This is a genomic window from Paenibacillus sp. FW101-FHT12H11, from assembly GCF_058790355.1.
In genome coordinates this window covers 15,073-32,839 of record NZ_JBYTCO010000005.1, presented here as the reverse complement: position 1 = coordinate 32,839, position 17,767 = coordinate 15,073, and the positions used below count along the sequence as shown (strand labels likewise).

Below are 17,767 nucleotides of genomic sequence, written 5' to 3'. Positions count from 1 at the left end.
TTCGGTTGACTGTGAACTCAGTATAGTCAACGCAAAAGGAGGTAGCCACAGTATGTTTATAAGGGTAACCAGATTACTAGGATAATTTGATTTTATAAAACCTTATCAAGAAAATCCTTTAATCTCTTCTCTGTTGGCGTACCCGTTATCGGTGTAAAAATGCAGAAATGAAGATCTGAGTCGGCATCCATGCTGACGAAGGAATTGATTTCGAAGGCCAGCTCGCCCGCTCCAGGGTGGTTTAGATGGAATTGGCTCGTCTTTTTCAACTGGATATCATGCATTCGCCAAAGCGAGTCAAACTCAGAACTCTCCGTTGCCAAGCGATCAGCCGTTTCTTTAAACCAAACATCACCATCATTCCGTTCAAAATACGATCGAAAGACCGCTACGGAGTACCGCGCAAATTCGTCCCAATTCATCATCTGATTGCGAAAATAGGGGTCTATGAAAAAAATCCTCATAAGGACACGTTCTGGATTGGACATCGAAGAAAAATCGGTGATGATCTCGCATGCCGCTTGGTTCCAGGCGATGACTTCTGTTCTGTCATTCGCGATATAAGCGGGGAAAGCCATTTGGTCGATAATGCTTTGCCATTCAGGCTTTATACGCTCTTGTCTCTGAGGTGCAGCCGTGTTTTCTGGACTCCACAAACGCAGCAAATGCAGCCTCTCATCCGAAGACAATTGCAGTGCTCTTCCAATGCTTTCTATAACTTCCCTGGAAGCCGTCACCTCTCGTCCTTGCTCCAACCATGTGTAATAGGTTACGCTAACTCCTGCCAATATAGCGACCTCTTCCCTCCGAAGTCCTGGTGTTCTCCTGCGTCCATATGAATGCTGAATCCCCGCTTGCTCGGGATGCAATCGCTCCCTTCTTGACTTCAGGTAGTCTCCCAGAACCTTCAGCTTGTTATGATCAGCAGCCACGCGATCCCTCCTCGATAGTTAGAAGCATTCGGATCGGATGTTCATCTCTCCTTTTTGCTCCAAGCATCTTTTAATGATACGACACGGTTAAAGACAAGTCGATCACTGGTTCCACGGTTTTTGGGGTCTAACGAAAAATAACCATGCCGCAGAAACTGGAATTTTTGTTCGGGTTGTGCTTTTTGAATATAAGGTTCCATCCATGCATCCTGAATAGTAACCATCGAGTTGGGGTTTATCAATTCCGTCCAATCTTCGCTGTCCTTCCCAACTTCCTGATCAAGCAGCAGCTTCTCATAGAGATGGATATCAGCCTTAACAGCGTGCTCGCTTGAAACCCAGTGAATCGTCCCTTTTACCTTACGCCCAGTAAACCCCGTACCGCTTTTGGTCTCCGGATCATAGGCACAACGAAGTTCTGTAATTTCTCCCGAAGCATGATCCCTTATAACTTCTTCGCAGCGTATGAAATAGGCTCCCTTCAACCTTACTTCAGCATGAAGACTAAGCCGGTGAAAACCCTTAGAGGGTACTTCCATGAAATCTTCGCGTTCGATATAAATGTTTTTAGAGAAAGGAACCTCTCTTTTTCCAAGCGCCTCGTTTTCACTGTTATTTTCAATCAACAACATTTCTTCGACATCATCCGGATAGTTGGTGATGACCACCTTCAGGGGTTGCAGAACAGCCATAACCGTGACGGTCTTTTCTTTTAAATCCCGTCTCAGACAATGGTCCAATAGGGAAATGTCCACCGTGCTCTGAGTTCGAATGCTGCCAATTTCCTCAATAAATGTGCGAATACTTTCTGGTGTAAAGCCTCTTCTGCGCAATCCTCGAAGGGTGGGAAGTCTGGGATCATCCCAACCATCCACATATCCCCCTTCTACCAGCTGCCTCAAAAACCGTTTACTCGTCACGACACCAGTTAAATTCAACCGACCGAACTCCCTTTGCCGCGGAGGCTCAGAGATCTCCAACTCATTTAAGATCCACTCATATAAGGGCCTGTGATCTTTGAATTCAATAGAACACAAAGAATAAGTGATACCTTCAATGGCATCTTGAATAGGATGAGCAAAATCATACATCGGATAGATGCACCAGTCATCTCCCGTTCTATAATGTTTCGCATGAATGATACGATAAAGGACAGGATCCCTTAAATTCAAATTGGATGAACGCATATCGATTTTGGCGCGAAGCACCCTTGATGAAGTCGGATATTCCCCATTTTTCATTTTCACAAAAAGCTCTAGATTTTCCTCTATGGTCCGGTTCCTGTAAGGGCTATCTATGCCTGGTTCCGTCAAAGTGCCTCGATACGCGGTTACTTCCTCTGGCGTTAAATCACAGACATAGGCCTTCCCACGTTTTATCAAGGTGATAGCGGCGGCGTAGATCTGGTTCGAATAGTCCGAACCATAGTAGATATGTTCCCCCGGATCGTAACCAAGCCACTTGATGTCCTCTATGATTGCATTCACATACTTGATATCCTCCTTTAGAGGATTCGTGTCGTCAAAGCGTAAATAAAATGTCCCGTTAAACTTATGGGCTACTGTATAATTCGTGTTTATCGCATAGGCGCTTCCAATATGAAGATAGCCGTTAGGCTCAGGGGGAAATCTTGTGCACATCTCCCTGCCGAATGCTTTTTCATCAATTTCTTCATGAATTAACTTTAAAATAAAATTTTCCGCCAACTGTTCCTGCTTATTGTTCAATACAGTCTCCTCCTAATCAACGCAAAGTGGTTTAAAAATAAAAAAAACTTCACCTCCAAGACCTTCAGTCTTGAGGACGAAATTTTCGTGGTACCACCCCAGGTTCATTAATATGTCGCCATATTAACCTCTTCAAGTACGGCATTGCAGGCAATGCTTATACTCTAGCTCTATAACGGGAGCTCCCGTCATGCCACCCCCCTTGCAGGTTCCGACATGCTGCTCATAGACTTGTTTCGTGGAAAAGCTCTTTACTCCTTCTCAGCTGCCGGAGCTCTCTGTGCAAGATCATTTTCCATTACTCTTCTAATCATCGCGTTCAATATTGACCTTATGATATCAAATGATTCCCTTTTTTGTAAACCGGCATTCTACTTGTGAAATCCACTAAACATATGTCTGTCACCGCAGAACCCTAAAGTTTCTTAGCATGCATCCCCGCGGCAAAGTCCACCATAAAGTTTCCGATCGCTTCCTCATTACGTCTATAGTAAGTCCATTGCCCATAACGGCGCGATTCCAACAATCCGATTTTTTGCATAGATGACAAGTAAGTGGATATAACGGACTGTGCTAAACCGGCTTTTTCTTGAATGTCCGCCACACAAACTCCCCCAGGAAATTCAACTTGAATTTCGCTGGGCAAATTCTTGTGCAGCTTGTCCGGTTCACTCAGCCAGCAGAGGATATTGAGCCGGGTTTCATTCGATAAAGCTTTTAGCACGGCGAGCATATTCTCATTGTTCATGACACGACACTCTTTTCTGATTTGCTTAATCTTGTACCGCTTGTCTCTTTCTCAACTGCCGGTATGCCGCAGAAATATACATCAACACGCCTGTTGTCGCAAAAACACCTACTGGAAACCCCCAAGTCCCCCATGCCGGGAAGATGAGCGGCATCAGTGAGACACCAAAGGCAACTGGAACAGGTGCTTTAAACCATTTACAGAGAATGAGTGTAATTACAACATTGATAACACCAACCCAAATAATAGAGCCAGCCAGTAAATGTAAGACCCCGACGGAAAGAATCGCGGTTGCCGTCAATACAGCTAAACGAGGCGGGATTAATTTCCAATTAAAACCATCTGTATGAAACACCTCAAAAATGAGCGCAAATACCGGTGGAACCACAATCACTGGTAGATTCGTTGCGAAAGCTAGTCCAATCCAGAGCGCTAAAATAATGGTGATGATGACCGTATCTGTTTTTTTACGAAACTTTTGAGGGCCATCAGGCAGCTTTTGCAATTTTCTCATTCTAAAAGCGGCTAACATAATCACAAACGTAAATACAGCTGTTGTTGTTGCAAAAACATAATCATGCAAGCCTAAAAAAATCGGCAGCAGTGTTGCAGGTATCGTCGGTCCAAAATTGACGCGAAATAGGTGCATTAAAATGACAATAATCACAAGACCAAGCAATATTTTGAGCTGCGTATTTAGCGTCAAACCGTTCAATGCAGTGCCAATGAAAGCTCCTATGGTTGGAGCAAGCCACAGATGAACAGGCTTCTTAATCCAGTGAGCGACAGGAAAAACCATGACCCCCATCGCCATACCGGCAATTTCCGGGAACAGTATATCTCTCTGCTTCAGCACTACGGCAGCAACAAGCATAAGAATAACTAACAGGTATGCTGACAAAAATCCTTTTGATCGTAGGGTATTCCAGATCATTTCTATCGTTCTCCTTTCGACAAATCCGATCAATGACATTTTTATTATTAGCCTTTTAGTAAATTCCCATTAAATAAAGCCTTCAGTGTGCGAATAAATAATACGAGCAGTACGATATTTAGCACGACCAGAATTACGGCGGAAACGGCAATCAACAGCCAGGAATTTACAAACATGGCATATTGTAAAGCGGCATTGCTGAGTGCTGCAAGCGGAAAGCTTACGCCCCACCAAGAAGCTCCAAATGGGATCGATTTTTTGAATACTTTGAAGAACAAAACGATGAACAGAAATAAACCAAAGTAATATAAAATGGACGCGAATTGATCAATCCGTTGCTCGAAGTTCACATAACCGAGAAAACCAACCTCGAACGGCGCAATCATAATAAGCATCGAGGGCGTTAATCCTGTATGCATAGGAGCATGGTGGATCAATCTGGATAAGATCATGGTAAGAAAAATAAGGGCAACTATTCCGCCTATCGCCAGCGAAATCAAATTAACTTCATGTGCCCATGGGAATGGCATTGACCCGCCGGCAACGGCAATATCAAGGGTCCCCACCCCAGGAATCAACCAAGCAGGCACCGCGTGACCATGCTCAATATTCCCGTTCAGCAAGCGTGTAACAATGATAAAACATAGCACTAATGTCGTTACGGTCCCGATTACCCAAACCACTTGCCCTACGATATGACTGTAAGTACCTATAACGGAAGATAACAATAGAATAGCAATTGTAATCGTACCGAAAAAATTGCCCATAATGGGGTGCGTGAATTCGGCTTTGACTTTGTGCGGGTATAGAACCCATTTCGAAATATAAGCTATACTTAATAGGATAAATGCTAGAACTGCAATGATCCCAATTATATCAGCGATAAGAAGTGAAGCTCCAAATAGCTTACTTGCCTGTCTCCAAGCCAATGCCAGTCCTGATATTCCCATAACCGACGCAAATAGATTAACGGGTAAAAATTGAACGGAACCGATGCCTTTTTGTTTTTGTACGGCAGTTATGGTTTGCATGTAGAATAGTCACTACTTTCTAAAATTTGATTTCATCTCTTATTTTTACCTATTAAAAGGTAGATGATTTGATCCCCATTACATTGATCTTGCATTTTAAGGGTATACGTTGTATAAATGAAAAAATCACTCCTTCCACCAACTTAAGTAACATTATTGATGAATTGATGAAAAGGATCAATATGCAATATTCTATTGTTATCATTCGTTAAATGAATCATTTTCACATCGTACATACTAATAATGTCCAGATGAACATCAAAGTGAGGTAACCTAGATGGAGTTTCGACAACTGGAATATTTCGCGGCCATTTGTGAAGAATTGCATTTCACAAGGGCTGCGGAGAAGCTGGGGATGAGCCAGCCGACCCTGAGTCATCAAATTAAGATGCTGGAAGATGAGCTCGGAGTCCCCTTATTTGACCGGATCGGCAAAAAAATTGCCATAACCGAAGCAGGTCACATTCTTTTAAACGAATGCAAAGTCATATTTTCATCCTTGAAAAATGTCAAAGTGCAAATTATGGAGCTCCAAAAGGTCACAAGAGGAACTTTATCCATAGGCGCACTCCCCGGAGAGCTCACGCAGCTCGTTTCATCTTTGTTGATCGATTTTCACCAGATCTATCCTGAAGTACAGATCAAAATCGTTAATTTTGATGATGTTGTGGAAAGAGTCATACAAAATCAAATTGATCTGGCCATCACCATTCTTCCTGTCGAAGATGATCGGGTTGTCAAATATCCTTTATACAAGGAAGATATTTATTTGACAGTTTCTAAGGATCATGTTCTGGCCGAGCAAGAAAGCATTAACTTTGACGAAATCAGTAAGCATCCCTTCATCATGTTTCCTCAAACGCACAAATGCCGCCAAATTATTGATCTAACGAGCAGCACTTCTGGCTTTCATATTGAACCCATCATCGAGACGACCGCTATTGAAACCATTATAAGCCTTGTCAAAGCTGATGCCGGAGTCACTGCCCTGTCCAGAACGTACTTGAATTTGTATAACGACACGCAGTTAAAAGCCATAAAAATCGAAAATCCAACGCTGAGCAGAGAAATTGCCATCATCCACCATAAGGATAAATACCTAAGTCAAGCTGCCCGGTTATTCATGGACCTATTAGCCAATCATATTGTTGAATTAAAGCTTGCGGAAGGTATGATCGTATCAAATTAATCGAAAAGGGACCGCCAAAGGTGGTTCCTTATTCAAGTTTTCTTGCGTAAGTATCACTAAATAGAGGCTTGAGGAGCCGTTGCTTCAATAAAGCTCGCATTTTCACGTTCATATAATTTGTTCCCTATTTGTATCTCAAAGTCATTATAGGCTTCAATAAGGCCTCCTCCGATCATTTTGCCCTCCTTCATAACCATGACATAGTGATAAAATAACCTAGCATTCTCAAACTCCGTATCATGTTGAAGTGTTTTCATGGTTGATCTACCTCCATTATCTGAGATGAACGGGCTGATGCTGTTTCAGGTAATTCAACAATTTGTATAACGTCGATGAGTTTATTTAGCTGCTTTTGTATTTGTTCAAACGTGTGATCATCCCCCGACGTCACAATGATCATACGTGACAATTCAGGATCTTCTGTTTGACCTACAGCGAGACTCTCAATGTTATAGCCGCGACGCCCGAATAATCCCGCAACTCTCTGTAGAACGCCCGGATGATTGTTTACAAGTACTGAAAGCGTGTGTCGTTTCATTTTTCGTCCCCCATGATCATTTCATCTATCGTACCGCCTGGGACAACCATCGGATAAACATTCTCTTCTTGATTCACCACAAAATCAATGAGTACAGGGCCTTGAATAGCCCTCGCTTTTTTCCACACTTCACGAGCCTCTTCTTTATTTGTTGCCCTGAGTCCTGTAACCCCATAGGCTTCCGCTAATTTCACGAAGTCCGGACTGCCAGAGAGCTCCATATGACTAAACCGATTATCGTAAATAATTTCTTGCCATTGCCTGATCATGCCTAGAACTTGATTATTCAGAATGACGATCTTCACGGGTATGTTATGAGTTGCACAAATCGCAAGTTCCTGTGTACACATCTGAATCCCTCCGTCACCGTTGACGGAAACCACGAGTCGCTCGGGGTTGCCCACTTGTGCCCCTATCGCGGACGGTAAGCCAAAACCCATTGTCCCTAAGCCACCTGAGGTAATCAGGGAACGCGGGTGTTTAAATTTATAAAATTGAGCGGCCCACATCTGATGCTGGCCGACATCCGTCGTAACAATTGCTTCACCATCGCTGGTTTCGCTGATCATTTCAATAACGAATTGCGGTTTTAGAGTTGCTTCTGAATCCGTATAGCGAAGCGGAAACTCTCTTTTGTTCTCCTGGATTTCTGTCAACCAAGCCTCTGATTTGCACGGTTTCGCCTGAATGTTTGCCTTTTGTAGTACAGATTTTACATCGCCGATACAAGGGATCGCCGTTTGCATGATTTTCCCGATTTCTGCTGGATCGATATCGATATGAGCAATTACCTTCGCCTTTGGAGCAAATCCGCTGGTTTTCATCGTGACTCTGTCGTCAAAACGTGCGCCAATGCTAATAAGCAGATCGCAATTTTGCAAGGCTTTATTCGCAGTGTATGTTCCATGCATACCCGGCATACCCATCCATAATTCATGTGCACTTGGGAAGCCTCCCAATCCAAGTAACGTTGTTGTAACGGGGATCCGGGTTTTCTCTACAAATTCGAGCAGCTCCTTGGAAGCATCCGAATAGATAACGCCTCCGCCGGCCAGAATAACAGGACGCTCCGCTTTTTCGATCGCCATGAGCAGCTTTTCGATTTGCGTTAAATTTGGCTGAACATATGGCTGGTAGCCGCGAATTTCAGGCATGTCTAATGGATATTGAAATTCCATTTGTTGACTCGTTACATCTTTCGGAATATCGATCAAGACCGGACCTTTTCTTCCAGTAGATGCAATATAAAAGGCTTCATGCATAATTTTCGGCAGCTCATTCACGTCACGAACTAAAAAGTTATGTTTTGAAATCGGCATGGTGATTCCCGTAATATCCGCTTCCTGAAATGCATCCGTACCAAGTAAAACTGTAGAAACATTACCTGTAATCACAACTAAAGGAATAGAATCCATATTCGCGGTGGCGATTCCCGTAACCAGATTCGTCGCCCCAGGTCCGGATGTTGCAAAACAAACCCCAACTTTTCCTGTAGCACGTGCATAACCGTCCGCCGCATGAATAGCCCCTTGCTCATGGCGGGTTAAAATATGTTTTAATTCCGGGAGATCGTGAAAGGCATCGTAAATGTTCAAGACGCTTCCTCCAGGAATCCCAAAGACACACTCCACACCTTCAATAAGCAAACTTCTGACAATCGCCTCTGAACCTGTCACCCTATCGTTCTTCAAAAGCTTGGCAAACCTTTCTTTCTCTGCATGCAGCCCCTCAATCGTCTTCATCCTATCTCCCTCCCATTTTGCCTCCAATAATAAAACTTGTAATCCGTTTGTTTTGCTTAGACGTTATGTTATCATAGGCTCATCTATTTCAGTTATGGAAAGATTCAATATCTGTTATTTCGAAACCTGATAACTAAGGAGAGGTCCACCTATGATTGACTTGCTAGAGGGGAGATTTTTCAAAACATTTATTGCTGTGATGGAGGAAAAAAGCTTTAATCGTGCCTCAGAGAAATTAGGATATGTGCAATCTACAGTTACCAACCATATTCAATTACTTGAGCGGGCATGTGGCCAGAAACTTTTTTACCGCTTATCTAGAGGAGTAAAGCCAACGGAAGCAGGCCTAAAACTGGCTAAGTTTGCCCATCAATTTGTACATTTAGGGCTGACATTAGAGGAAGCCATGAATGAATCGAATCAACCCAAAGGAACCATCCACCTAAGTATGCATGAATCTTTTTTTGTGACCAGAATGGCTTCGCTCATCGAGAGATTTCGCCTTGATTATCCAATGGTTAAATTTAAGCTGGAAACAGGCTACCATCAAGATGTGATTGACGATGTTTCTCAGTATGTCGTTGATTTTGGCATTGTACCTCGTGATCCTGGGCGGGATGACATTATTTATTATCCAATGCTGCAGGAAGAATTAATTTTTATTGCCTCGCATGAATTAACGGAAAAAGTGGAAGTTGACGGTTTAAACGTGCTAAACCATGAAGCCGTGATCAGCTTTGGTAACAGTTGCTTGTATCATACGCATGCCAATATGATTTTAGAGGAAACTGGGGTTGAGACAAGTGGGGCAATCCAATATCCTAGTATCGAAATGATTAAAAAAGCTGTGAAGTGTGGGATTGGTTTTGCCCTGATTCCAAAAATAGCAGCCGAAAAAGAGTTAGAACAAGGGGACTTCCAATCGTTGCCCTTGCCCACCGGGATTTTTTCAACCCATGGCATTATTGTAAATAAAGATAGGGAATTAAATTTCCCAGCCCAAATGTTCAAGTCTTTCGTGCTGGATAGTTATTCTAATGAGACCATTTCTGAAGCTTGATCATCTTTGACTGTGTAAGGAAAAGGCTGCCGGTCCTGTGCCGACAGCCTTTTTTAGGAGGTATATAGAACATTTCGTATCATAGTTACCAGCTTAGCAACTTGTTCTTCGGCCAATGCTCCCGATGAGATGGAACGAGCTGCAGCCGGTATGTACCAGGCTCGTATTTCTTGCTCAGTAAGCCCCGATAACTTACAGTACTCATCTATAAAAATGTTAAGGGCGACTTGTCGTGAAGTCTCAAAGAAGTCTTTGACTTCAACCGGGGTTTCTGGCGGTAATACGGCAAATTCAATCATTACACAAACTTCCGCGACATCCGCGGCGGGATTGCCGATGGAGGCATGCATCCAGTCGACCATATACATTTTATTGTTTTTTATGATGACATTTCCTGGGTTCGTATCGCCATGACAGAATTGCTGTTTTACAGGTAACTGGTCCATATAGGTATGGATTGCAAATAATTCGTCGTCAGTTAACACCGCAGGATGGCCAATTATTGATTTTAAGTGCTTAATTTGTTCGGTATCTATGCCTGTGACTGTGACCTGGTGAATATCATTCAGAACTGCCGCTAGTTTTCGCAGATCATGATTGGGTTCGTGAAAATCAAACGGTCGAAGAGCATACAGTTGCTCAAAAATACGATGCAAAAACGTTTCTCCTTCAATCTTTTCGAAAACGATACCGTGCCTTCCCTCCCAGCTTACTTGTTCAAAGGGACGGCCTGTTGAAAGTCCATTCTCCCAGGCAATGTAGCAGTTGCGAAATTCACGTTGAACGGCTCCCGATGGCGTGTCCGAATTAAAAAGTTTCACAACTTTATTGCTGTCCATCCATTCGTATACTTCACAACTCGAACCCAAACCAATACGTTTACCAAGCAATATCAAACACCTCTCTCAGCCTTTTATATACATCTATTGCTAGTTCATGATATTCTTGGGACATCGATAGAATGATCCAATAAGGAGTAACTAGTGAACCTTTCGAGAATCTCGCAACTGTTATTAACCAAATTCAATCGTTTTCACATGATGCTTATGGCCTTTGCAATTTTGCTTGTTTCATTCATTAGTTACTTTCAAACGGATTTCAATCTGCCCCATCATTATCATTATGAAAAGAAAAAAGCTTCTAACGGTGTCGTCTTACATACAATGCGAACTACTCCGGATAATATTCGACTTCAAGCCATCGATACGAATGTAACGAAAACTCCATTCTACGGTATTAACGGTGGATTTTTCTGGGAAGGAGCTTTGTTGAGCATCGCGGTTATTAACGATCAACCTCTGAAAGGATTACCAGGTGATTACGGCTCTGGCTGGTACAACACGGGCATTGACACGAATTTAAAACGTGGAACACTCGTTTGGGATGACATCACGAAACACTTCTCGATTCAAGTAGTCACACATGCCGGCGAGTTGTCCGTCACAGATAAGCGCCATTATTGGGCCCAAGGCGGCGTTAGTATGAGACTTAACGATCCTTTAGGTTGGGAGAACGATATGATTCTAGAAGAGATGCCAGCTTATGACGAAAGTCGTATGCGTTCGGCCATTGTTTATGACAGCCAAGAAAACGTGTACATGATTGTTACCCCTACCAATTGTACAATTGCAGAGTTCCGGGCAGCCATTCTCGAAAAATTAGGCGACCGAAGATTAGTAGACGGCATCTATTTGGATGGTGACGGTTCTTCTCAAATGCAGTGCCGCTATGTCCGGTTGAAAGGTGATCAACGTCAAGTTTATCAGATGCTTACGCTGCTTCAATGAGTTATCCTGTTCTATTCATCAATCTTGAATCTACTATACTCATCTCTTACACTTTCCATTTGAGCAATATGACGTTTGGCATGCTGACATAGGAAATAAATATACTCGTAAACATCAATCTTTCCGAGATTGTTTACCGACATTGTCGTTTTATATAAAATGCCTTCTCCAGGATACTGACTTATCGCCAACGGTTTCCATATGTTCGGGTCGTATCCATCTGTTTTTTCTGACGATTTTTTCTCATCCATATTGCACTAAATAGGTAGCAAATTGAAGTAACGAGGAACAATTTAAAGAAGCTGGGTGTCATAGCTACATATAGGCTTATAGGAAGTGACCAGATGAATGCTATGAACATTATAATTCGATTTCTAATTATTGAACCTATCAACGCTAAACATGCAGGGGCTAAAAGAAACAAGCCTGTTCTCAGTAAAACGTCATTACTTGCTTGCTCAGAATTGTACGGATTATAAAAGACAAAAATCAGCCAAAGCGCTAACGATACTAACGACGCGAGTATGCCCAAATGTGCCGCGTACTTCATCTTTGTCCTCCTCACAAAATAGGAGCTAATTACTCAACATATTACCACATAATGGAACTGAATGGGCTACATATATACGTGCTTTTACCCCCAATTTTCAAATGAAAGGGAACTGGCGTCCCCTATTTTACATAAAACGAGCTGTTTCCCCTTACGAGCGGAACTACAGGGACTTATTTGTGCTCCATGGCACGATTCCCCAGAGAAATCGGCAATTAGTGAACTGTAGTTCCCCTACAAAAAGAAAACGTACATTTTCACCTAAATAAGGGATCGTAGTTCCCCTCAAGTCCTAAATTGGCATAGTATCAAAAAAAGGACGGTCAAAATGACCGCCCTTCACTCCCCTATTGTATACAGCTATTACAATATTTCAATATACCCTTCTGTCCCATGCACACGGATGCGCTGCCCATCTTTTATCAATTTGGTCGCATCTTCTACGCCGACAACGGCCGGCAAGCCATATTCCCGCGCGATAACAGCGCCATGAGTCATCAGTCCCCCAACTTCGGTGACTAGTCCTTTTATCGATACAAACAAGGGTGTCCAGCCAGGATCAGTAAAAGAAGTGACCAGAATATCTCCCTCTTCAAGATTAGCCTCTTCCATGTTTAAAATGACACGCGCTCTGCCTTCGATAACTCCGGAAGAAACAGGTAGACCTACAATGGCATTGGTTGGCAGATTTTCACGTTTATACTCACCTGCAATGATTTCACCATCAGACGTCATGACACGCGGAGGAGTGAGTTTTTCAAAAAATTTGTAATCGTCCTTCCGTTTGTTGATGATCTGATAATCCAGTTCATTCGTACGGACGACCTCGTGAAGTTCTTGAAATGTGAGATAATAGATATCTTCTTTTTCTCGGATAAGGTTAGCTTGCACGAGTTGTTCAGCCTCTCTCAGTAAAGCCATCTTATATACGAAATAGCGGCTAATCATACCGTATTTGGGGTATTCACGATAACCGATGAAATTTCGGATCAGGCTGATCATTCGCTGGGTCTCTTCGACTTTTTCTTCCCCATCCGGTAATTGTTTCAGTCGATCTATTAGCTCTTTCTCTTTTTCCAAAGCTTCCTGTCGCCCTTGCTCAAATTTACGAGAGGCAGCATTCGGTTCAAAATTTTTGATATTCCCGAGAATCAAAGGGATAAGCATACTTGGCTTTTCACTCCAACGGGTTCTCGTCACATCGATTTCTCCGGCGCATCGCATTCCGTATTTATGAAGATAAGATGAGATGGCGTCTCGGACTTCCTGCCCACCATTAATTTTAACAAGCTCATCCAAAAAGTTATCCTCTTTTACCTGCTGTAAATAGTCAATGACTTCTGGATAAGGACGAATGACATCCGCGACATCCATGAGCGCCAAACCCATTTCCGAAGTAATATTGTTTGACACAGACTGCGAAAGCGTATCTGCAACATTCTTTTCGCCCAACCACTCGTTCATTTTTTCATTGATTCTTGATGAAGCATTCATAGCAGCCATAAAGACAGCCGAACTTTGTGGGTCAAATAAAACCTTCTTTAATTCCTGAAAATCTTCCAGAATAAAATCAAGTAAAGCCACGCCTGATTTCGATTGGATGTTTTCTTTTAAGGCGCTTATCGACGTTTGATTCTTTGTAATCAATTCTGAAACGATTGATGGTTCGAAATCGACTTGTGACGGTGATGGTATAACTTTGTTGCTGTTAGCAGGAGTCTGATTTTTTTCTTCATCAGGAGCCAATTTGATGAAATCACGGTTAATAATCGTCGTTAGTGCGTCTTTAATGAGCGGATCCGAGGGTCCGAGCACATTAATCAAGTGATCTCTTCGAGAAGGTGAAGCCAGATGATTGGTGACATCAATAAACAATCTCCCACCGGCTCTACGCATGGGTGCTGGCGTCGTTAGCAAGTAAAAAGACAATCCCAATGGTTTAATGGGATCGGTCATCATTTGTTGATGCCCGACGGATAAATAAACGTGATTTTCTTCATCATCCGCTTCTGGTATCGGGAATATGGTTGTGATTGGCCGACTCTGGACAATATAAAATGTACCCTCAGCCAAACACCACTCGATATCTTGTGGAGAACCGAAATAGGCTTCAATTTGTCTTCCGATGCGCGCCAATTGCAAAATTTGTGGTTCAGTAAGGGTTTGTGCCTTTTGCTGATCGGGATCGATTGTTCGTGTTTCTGTTCCGCCTTCTTTGCGACCATAGATAGCCAATTTTTTGGTTGAGATCAGCTTATCGACGATTTCGTCCTCTTTTACTTTATAACTATCGGCAGATACCAAGCCGGAGACCAACGCTTCGCCAAGCCCAAAACTGGCATCGATGGATAGCTGTTTTCGGTTAGAAGTTATTGGATCAGCCGTAAATAAAATTCCAGAAGCCTGCGGAAAGACCATCCGCTGAATGATAACAGATAAATAAACTTGGTTGTGATCAAATCCATTTTGCATACGGTAGATGACCGCACGGTCCGTAAATAAGGAGGCCCAACATTTACTGATATGCAGCAAGATGGCTTCCTTGCCGATAATATTTAAGTAGGTGTCTTGTTGACCGGCAAAAGAGGCATGTGGTAAATCTTCCGCAGTCGCACTGGAACGCACCGCATAGGCATGCTCTTCGCCAAACTTGGCAAGATAATGAGCGACTTCTTTCTCTACATCACTTGATATCTCCACTTCTATAATAAGTTGTCGGATCTTTCTGCTGATCTCACTTATTTGATCTCGATCTCCAACTTTCAGCGTGTTTAGGCGATCAACCAAAGCATGATAAGACTCGTTTTTCTCAATCGCTTGTTGATATCCCACAGTTGTCACGCAAAATCCTTCTGGTACTTGTATGCCTTGTATTTTGGATAGTTCCCCTAAATTTAAACCTTTTCCGCCAACAAGCGTAAGCTGCGTTTTCTCCATTTCCTGAAAACCGAGAACGAAAGAACTCATTCTACATCTCTCCTAACCATTAAATTGAGAAAACATTTGACAAGGGATTGACGCCATGGTACACTTAGAGTGTAAGATGAATTAACTATGACTTGTAAACAACAACAAAACATTCGTCTTCCGATTATAACATCGTGAGCGTCTATATGCAATACAAAAGAACCTGATATTTTATCAGGTTCTTTTTGATCTTCCTTAGCCGCTTAAAGACCCTCCATCTACTTCGAAGGTACAAATACTACCCGCTGCCCGGCATAAGCAGAGTCGTTCCATACGTCTTCAACTTTGGAAAGAGGCACAGATACCGAGTTCACCTTAAGCTTGCCTGCCGCAATAACGTCGATTAAAGCTGGCAGCTCGGCCACATAACCTGAGGTTGAGACTGAACCTTGCCCGCTACCCAGCAGAGAAAAGTTGGCTGATCGGAGCGCGGCGGAAGGTACAGCAGCCGTAGGTCCTGCAATGGACCCTATCTGAATCCATGACAATGCCCGGCTTCGATCCGATCTATTTTTAAGCAAGGGGTACATCGCAAGCTCTGCCGGCTTTCCCCACAAATAGTCGATGACGACGTCGACTTCGGAGGCGATCTCCCCTAGTCGCTCAGCAGCTTCCTCCGGATCGCCCGCAAGGGAAACTGTCGCGTCTGCTCCCAGATCCTTTAAACCATTAAGGCGATTCTCATCTCGCCCAGCACCGATCACCTCGCTGGCACCGAGAAGCTTTGCGATCTGAACAGCCATCTGTCCAGAATTCCCCGTTGCACCAAGAACAAGAACCTTTTGTCCCTGCTGAAAATCAATTCTACGACGCATGGCTACCCAAGATGACATGGCCGGATTCATTGCTGCAGCAATCAGGATCGGATCGACACCATCCTGCAAGGCTACACTTCGACGAGGGTCAATGACGGCCTTTTCTGCAAACGTCCCTAAGGCTGAGTCAGGTGCAACAAAATAGACTGATTGTCCATTAGCCATACGTCCAACGCCATCGATGCCAGGAACTACCGGCAGCTTATCGGAACTTGTATAATGGGAACCATTGGCCTGTGATCGCACGCGGGGGTGCAAACCTGCAGCAATCACATCTATAAGAACCTCATTTATTTCAGAAGGTACGGGAGTATCGAAAATTTCATATTTCGGAGCAGTATCGAACGAACGCACAACAGCAGCATGCATAGTAAAACCTCCATTCACGTTCACATAAATTTAGTTTGTCTCACAAACCAATATAGCTCGTCTGGCATGCAAAATCAATATCTTTTATGATAAAATACAAGATGAATTCACAGCCGCATCAGCTGATAGTCCTTATAATCTTGTACATTTTGGAGTGAAATAATAATGGATAACGACCCAACAACTCATACGATTGATTCATCGTTCCTTGATGGACTGGTACAACTCTCTTTCACCATTCACTCTATTCTTGGCCAAGCCGGAGCAGAGCATGATCTGTCAATCATTCAAATTCGCTTGCTTGGCATTCTGCGGGATCGAGAACCTAGCATGATGCAGCTAGCCCAGTACCTTAATCTTGATAAATCCAGCATTACTGGTCTAATCGATCGCGCTGAACGCCGAGGGCTCGTCCAACGGACAATTTCTCCGGTCGACCGACGTGGATTTCATGTGAGTGTGACTCCTGCCGGTAAGCAACTTATTCAAGTAGCGAGTCAGGAGATTAAGAATCAAATCCATGCCATCACCGCAAATCTAACCCAAGCTGAACGTTCGCAGCTTACCGCTCTTGCCAACAAAATTCTAAATCATTAATTTGTCATAAAAAATAGCCGCGATTCGCGGCTATTTTTGACATTCTATTTTAAAGAGAAGACCCCATTGTATTCACAAGTCATCCTTAGGAGAAACGGCATTCCAGCAGGAACAGATAGCATCGTTGATACTTTCATTCGTTAACTCGAATATCCCATACAATTGACCTTTTAACATATAGACGAACGATCCATAGTGCATTTGAACCATCATTTGCGCATCCATCGGCACAAACAACTTTTGTTTAATGGCTTCTTCATATAATTGATTCATGGGATCACACCAACCACCTGTATAAACCTCTCGCTTCACCTCATCATAGATGTAGGGTGAGAACGAATACTGCTCGATAAATTGAAACCCCTGCGGATATTTTTTACCCAAATCAATGACCCTTTTCCAGCCCAGCTCAAACTTCTCTCGGATCGTTGTACCCTGTTTTAAACCTTCGCGTACATAATGTCCATTAAAAGTGACGATTGCTTTATAGAGTTCGTTGACAATATCTTCCTTGCTTTTAAAGTAATGATAAATGTTCCCTGTCGATACACCGGATTCTTTGGCTATTAACGCCATGGAAGTCGCTTGTAGTTCCTTCTGAATGATGATATTAAGTGTTGTTTCCAGAACGGCCTGTTGCACCTTGTTGTATTCACCAAACATTCTGCTCCTCCTTTCCCATTCATGAATTGAACGATCAATCTATTTTAAAATACACTTCATCTTCCTATTAGTCAACTCTGCATCTATCCCCGTTAGCTATCAATAATTCTTAGCAATC

15 protein-coding genes, 1 pseudogene and 1 other annotated feature are annotated in these 17,767 nt (G+C 43.0%); of the genes and pseudogenes, 4 read left to right on the top strand and 12 right to left on the bottom strand.

The features are described from left to right. Positions 1-92: 92 nt before the first annotated feature. From AC3WTJ_RS16795 to AC3WTJ_RS16775, 5 genes are all read right to left on the bottom strand, one after another. On the bottom strand, positions 93-932 hold the full coding sequence (locus tag AC3WTJ_RS16795; protein WP_492522745.1) for a helix-turn-helix transcriptional regulator: 840 nt from the start codon (positions 930-932) through the stop codon (positions 93-95). A gap of 41 nt (positions 933-973) precedes the next feature. Next, the gene (locus AC3WTJ_RS16790; RefSeq protein WP_492522744.1) at positions 974-2,659 is read right to left on the bottom strand and encodes a glutamine--tRNA ligase/YqeY domain fusion protein; all 1,686 of its coding nucleotides are present in this window, start codon (positions 2,657-2,659) and stop codon (positions 974-976) included. Between the two features lie 69 nt (positions 2,660-2,728). After that, positions 2,729-2,982: a binding site (T-box leader), on the bottom strand. Positions 2,983-3,074: 92 nt separating this feature from the next. Continuing rightward, on the bottom strand, positions 3,075-3,407 hold the full coding sequence (locus AC3WTJ_RS16785; protein ID WP_492522743.1) for an ArsR/SmtB family transcription factor: 333 nt from the start codon (positions 3,405-3,407) through the stop codon (positions 3,075-3,077). Positions 3,408-3,432: 25 nt separating this feature from the next. Continuing rightward, positions 3,433-4,341, bottom strand: coding sequence for a hypothetical protein (locus AC3WTJ_RS16780; RefSeq protein WP_492522742.1), 909 nt, complete (start codon positions 4,339-4,341; stop codon positions 3,433-3,435). Positions 4,342-4,388: 47 nt separating this feature from the next. Beyond that, positions 4,389-5,372 (bottom strand): SLAC1 anion channel family protein, encoded by a 984-nt coding sequence (locus AC3WTJ_RS16775; RefSeq protein ID WP_492522741.1) that lies wholly within the window; start codon positions 5,370-5,372, stop codon positions 4,389-4,391. Between the two features lie 277 nt (positions 5,373-5,649). On the opposite strand from AC3WTJ_RS16775, the gene AC3WTJ_RS16770 reads away from it, so the two are divergent. Then, positions 5,650-6,561, top strand: coding sequence for a LysR family transcriptional regulator (locus AC3WTJ_RS16770; RefSeq protein WP_492522740.1), 912 nt, complete (start codon positions 5,650-5,652; stop codon positions 6,559-6,561). A gap of 56 nt (positions 6,562-6,617) precedes the next feature. Here the strand turns inward: AC3WTJ_RS16770 and AC3WTJ_RS16765 are convergent, their stop codons facing one another. From AC3WTJ_RS16765 to ilvB, 3 genes and pseudogenes are all read right to left on the bottom strand, one after another. Further along, positions 6,618-6,818, bottom strand: coding sequence for a hypothetical protein (locus AC3WTJ_RS16765; RefSeq protein ID WP_492522739.1), 201 nt, complete (start codon positions 6,816-6,818; stop codon positions 6,618-6,620). Positions 6,819-6,823: 5 nt separating this feature from the next. Next, a pseudogene (gene ilvN, locus AC3WTJ_RS16760) lies at positions 6,824-7,099 on the bottom strand (acetolactate synthase small subunit); the annotation flags it as partial. Further along, the gene (ilvB, locus tag AC3WTJ_RS16755) at positions 7,096-8,841 is read right to left on the bottom strand and encodes a biosynthetic-type acetolactate synthase large subunit (RefSeq protein WP_492522738.1); all 1,746 of its coding nucleotides are present in this window, start codon (positions 8,839-8,841) and stop codon (positions 7,096-7,098) included. The gene ilvB and the pseudogene ilvN, both read right to left, overlap by 4 nt. Positions 8,842-8,992: 151 nt before the next feature. On the opposite strand from ilvB, the gene AC3WTJ_RS16750 reads away from it, so the two are divergent. Then, positions 8,993-9,901: a LysR family transcriptional regulator gene (locus AC3WTJ_RS16750; protein WP_492522737.1), complete on the top strand. Its 909-nt coding sequence runs from the start codon at positions 8,993-8,995 to the stop codon at positions 9,899-9,901. Between the two features lie 53 nt (positions 9,902-9,954). On the opposite strand, the gene AC3WTJ_RS16745 is transcribed toward AC3WTJ_RS16750, so the two are convergent. Further along, a complete protein-coding gene (locus tag AC3WTJ_RS16745; RefSeq protein ID WP_492522736.1) occupies positions 9,955-10,791 on the bottom strand; it encodes an aminoglycoside phosphotransferase family protein in 837 nt (278 codons plus the stop codon). Positions 10,792-10,884: 93 nt separating this feature from the next. Here AC3WTJ_RS16745 and AC3WTJ_RS16740 point away from each other — a divergent pair, with 93 nt between their 5' ends. After that, the gene (locus AC3WTJ_RS16740; protein WP_492522735.1) at positions 10,885-11,688 is read left to right on the top strand and encodes a hypothetical protein; all 804 of its coding nucleotides are present in this window, start codon (positions 10,885-10,887) and stop codon (positions 11,686-11,688) included. A 913-nt stretch (positions 11,689-12,601) separates the two neighbouring features. On the opposite strand, the gene ppsA is transcribed toward AC3WTJ_RS16740, so the two are convergent. Together ppsA and AC3WTJ_RS16730 are read right to left on the bottom strand one after the other, a co-directional pair. Beyond that, positions 12,602-15,205, bottom strand: coding sequence for a phosphoenolpyruvate synthase (gene ppsA, locus AC3WTJ_RS16735; protein ID WP_492522734.1), 2,604 nt, complete (start codon positions 15,203-15,205; stop codon positions 12,602-12,604). A gap of 218 nt (positions 15,206-15,423) precedes the next feature. Beyond that, positions 15,424-16,389 carry a quinone oxidoreductase family protein gene (locus AC3WTJ_RS16730; RefSeq protein ID WP_492522733.1) on the bottom strand — a complete coding sequence of 322 codons (966 nt, stop codon included), beginning with the start codon at positions 16,387-16,389 and terminating at the stop codon, positions 15,424-15,426. Positions 16,390-16,554: 165 nt separating this feature from the next. Between AC3WTJ_RS16730 and AC3WTJ_RS16725 the strand changes: the two genes are divergently transcribed. After that, positions 16,555-16,986: a MarR family winged helix-turn-helix transcriptional regulator gene (locus AC3WTJ_RS16725; RefSeq protein WP_492522732.1), complete on the top strand. Its 432-nt coding sequence runs from the start codon at positions 16,555-16,557 to the stop codon at positions 16,984-16,986. Positions 16,987-17,058: 72 nt separating this feature from the next. Here the strand turns inward: AC3WTJ_RS16725 and AC3WTJ_RS16720 are convergent, their stop codons facing one another. Continuing rightward, complete coding sequence (locus tag AC3WTJ_RS16720) at positions 17,059-17,649, bottom strand: TetR/AcrR family transcriptional regulator (RefSeq protein WP_492522731.1); 591 nt, start codon at positions 17,647-17,649, stop codon at positions 17,059-17,061. Positions 17,650-17,767 lie beyond the last annotated feature (118 nt).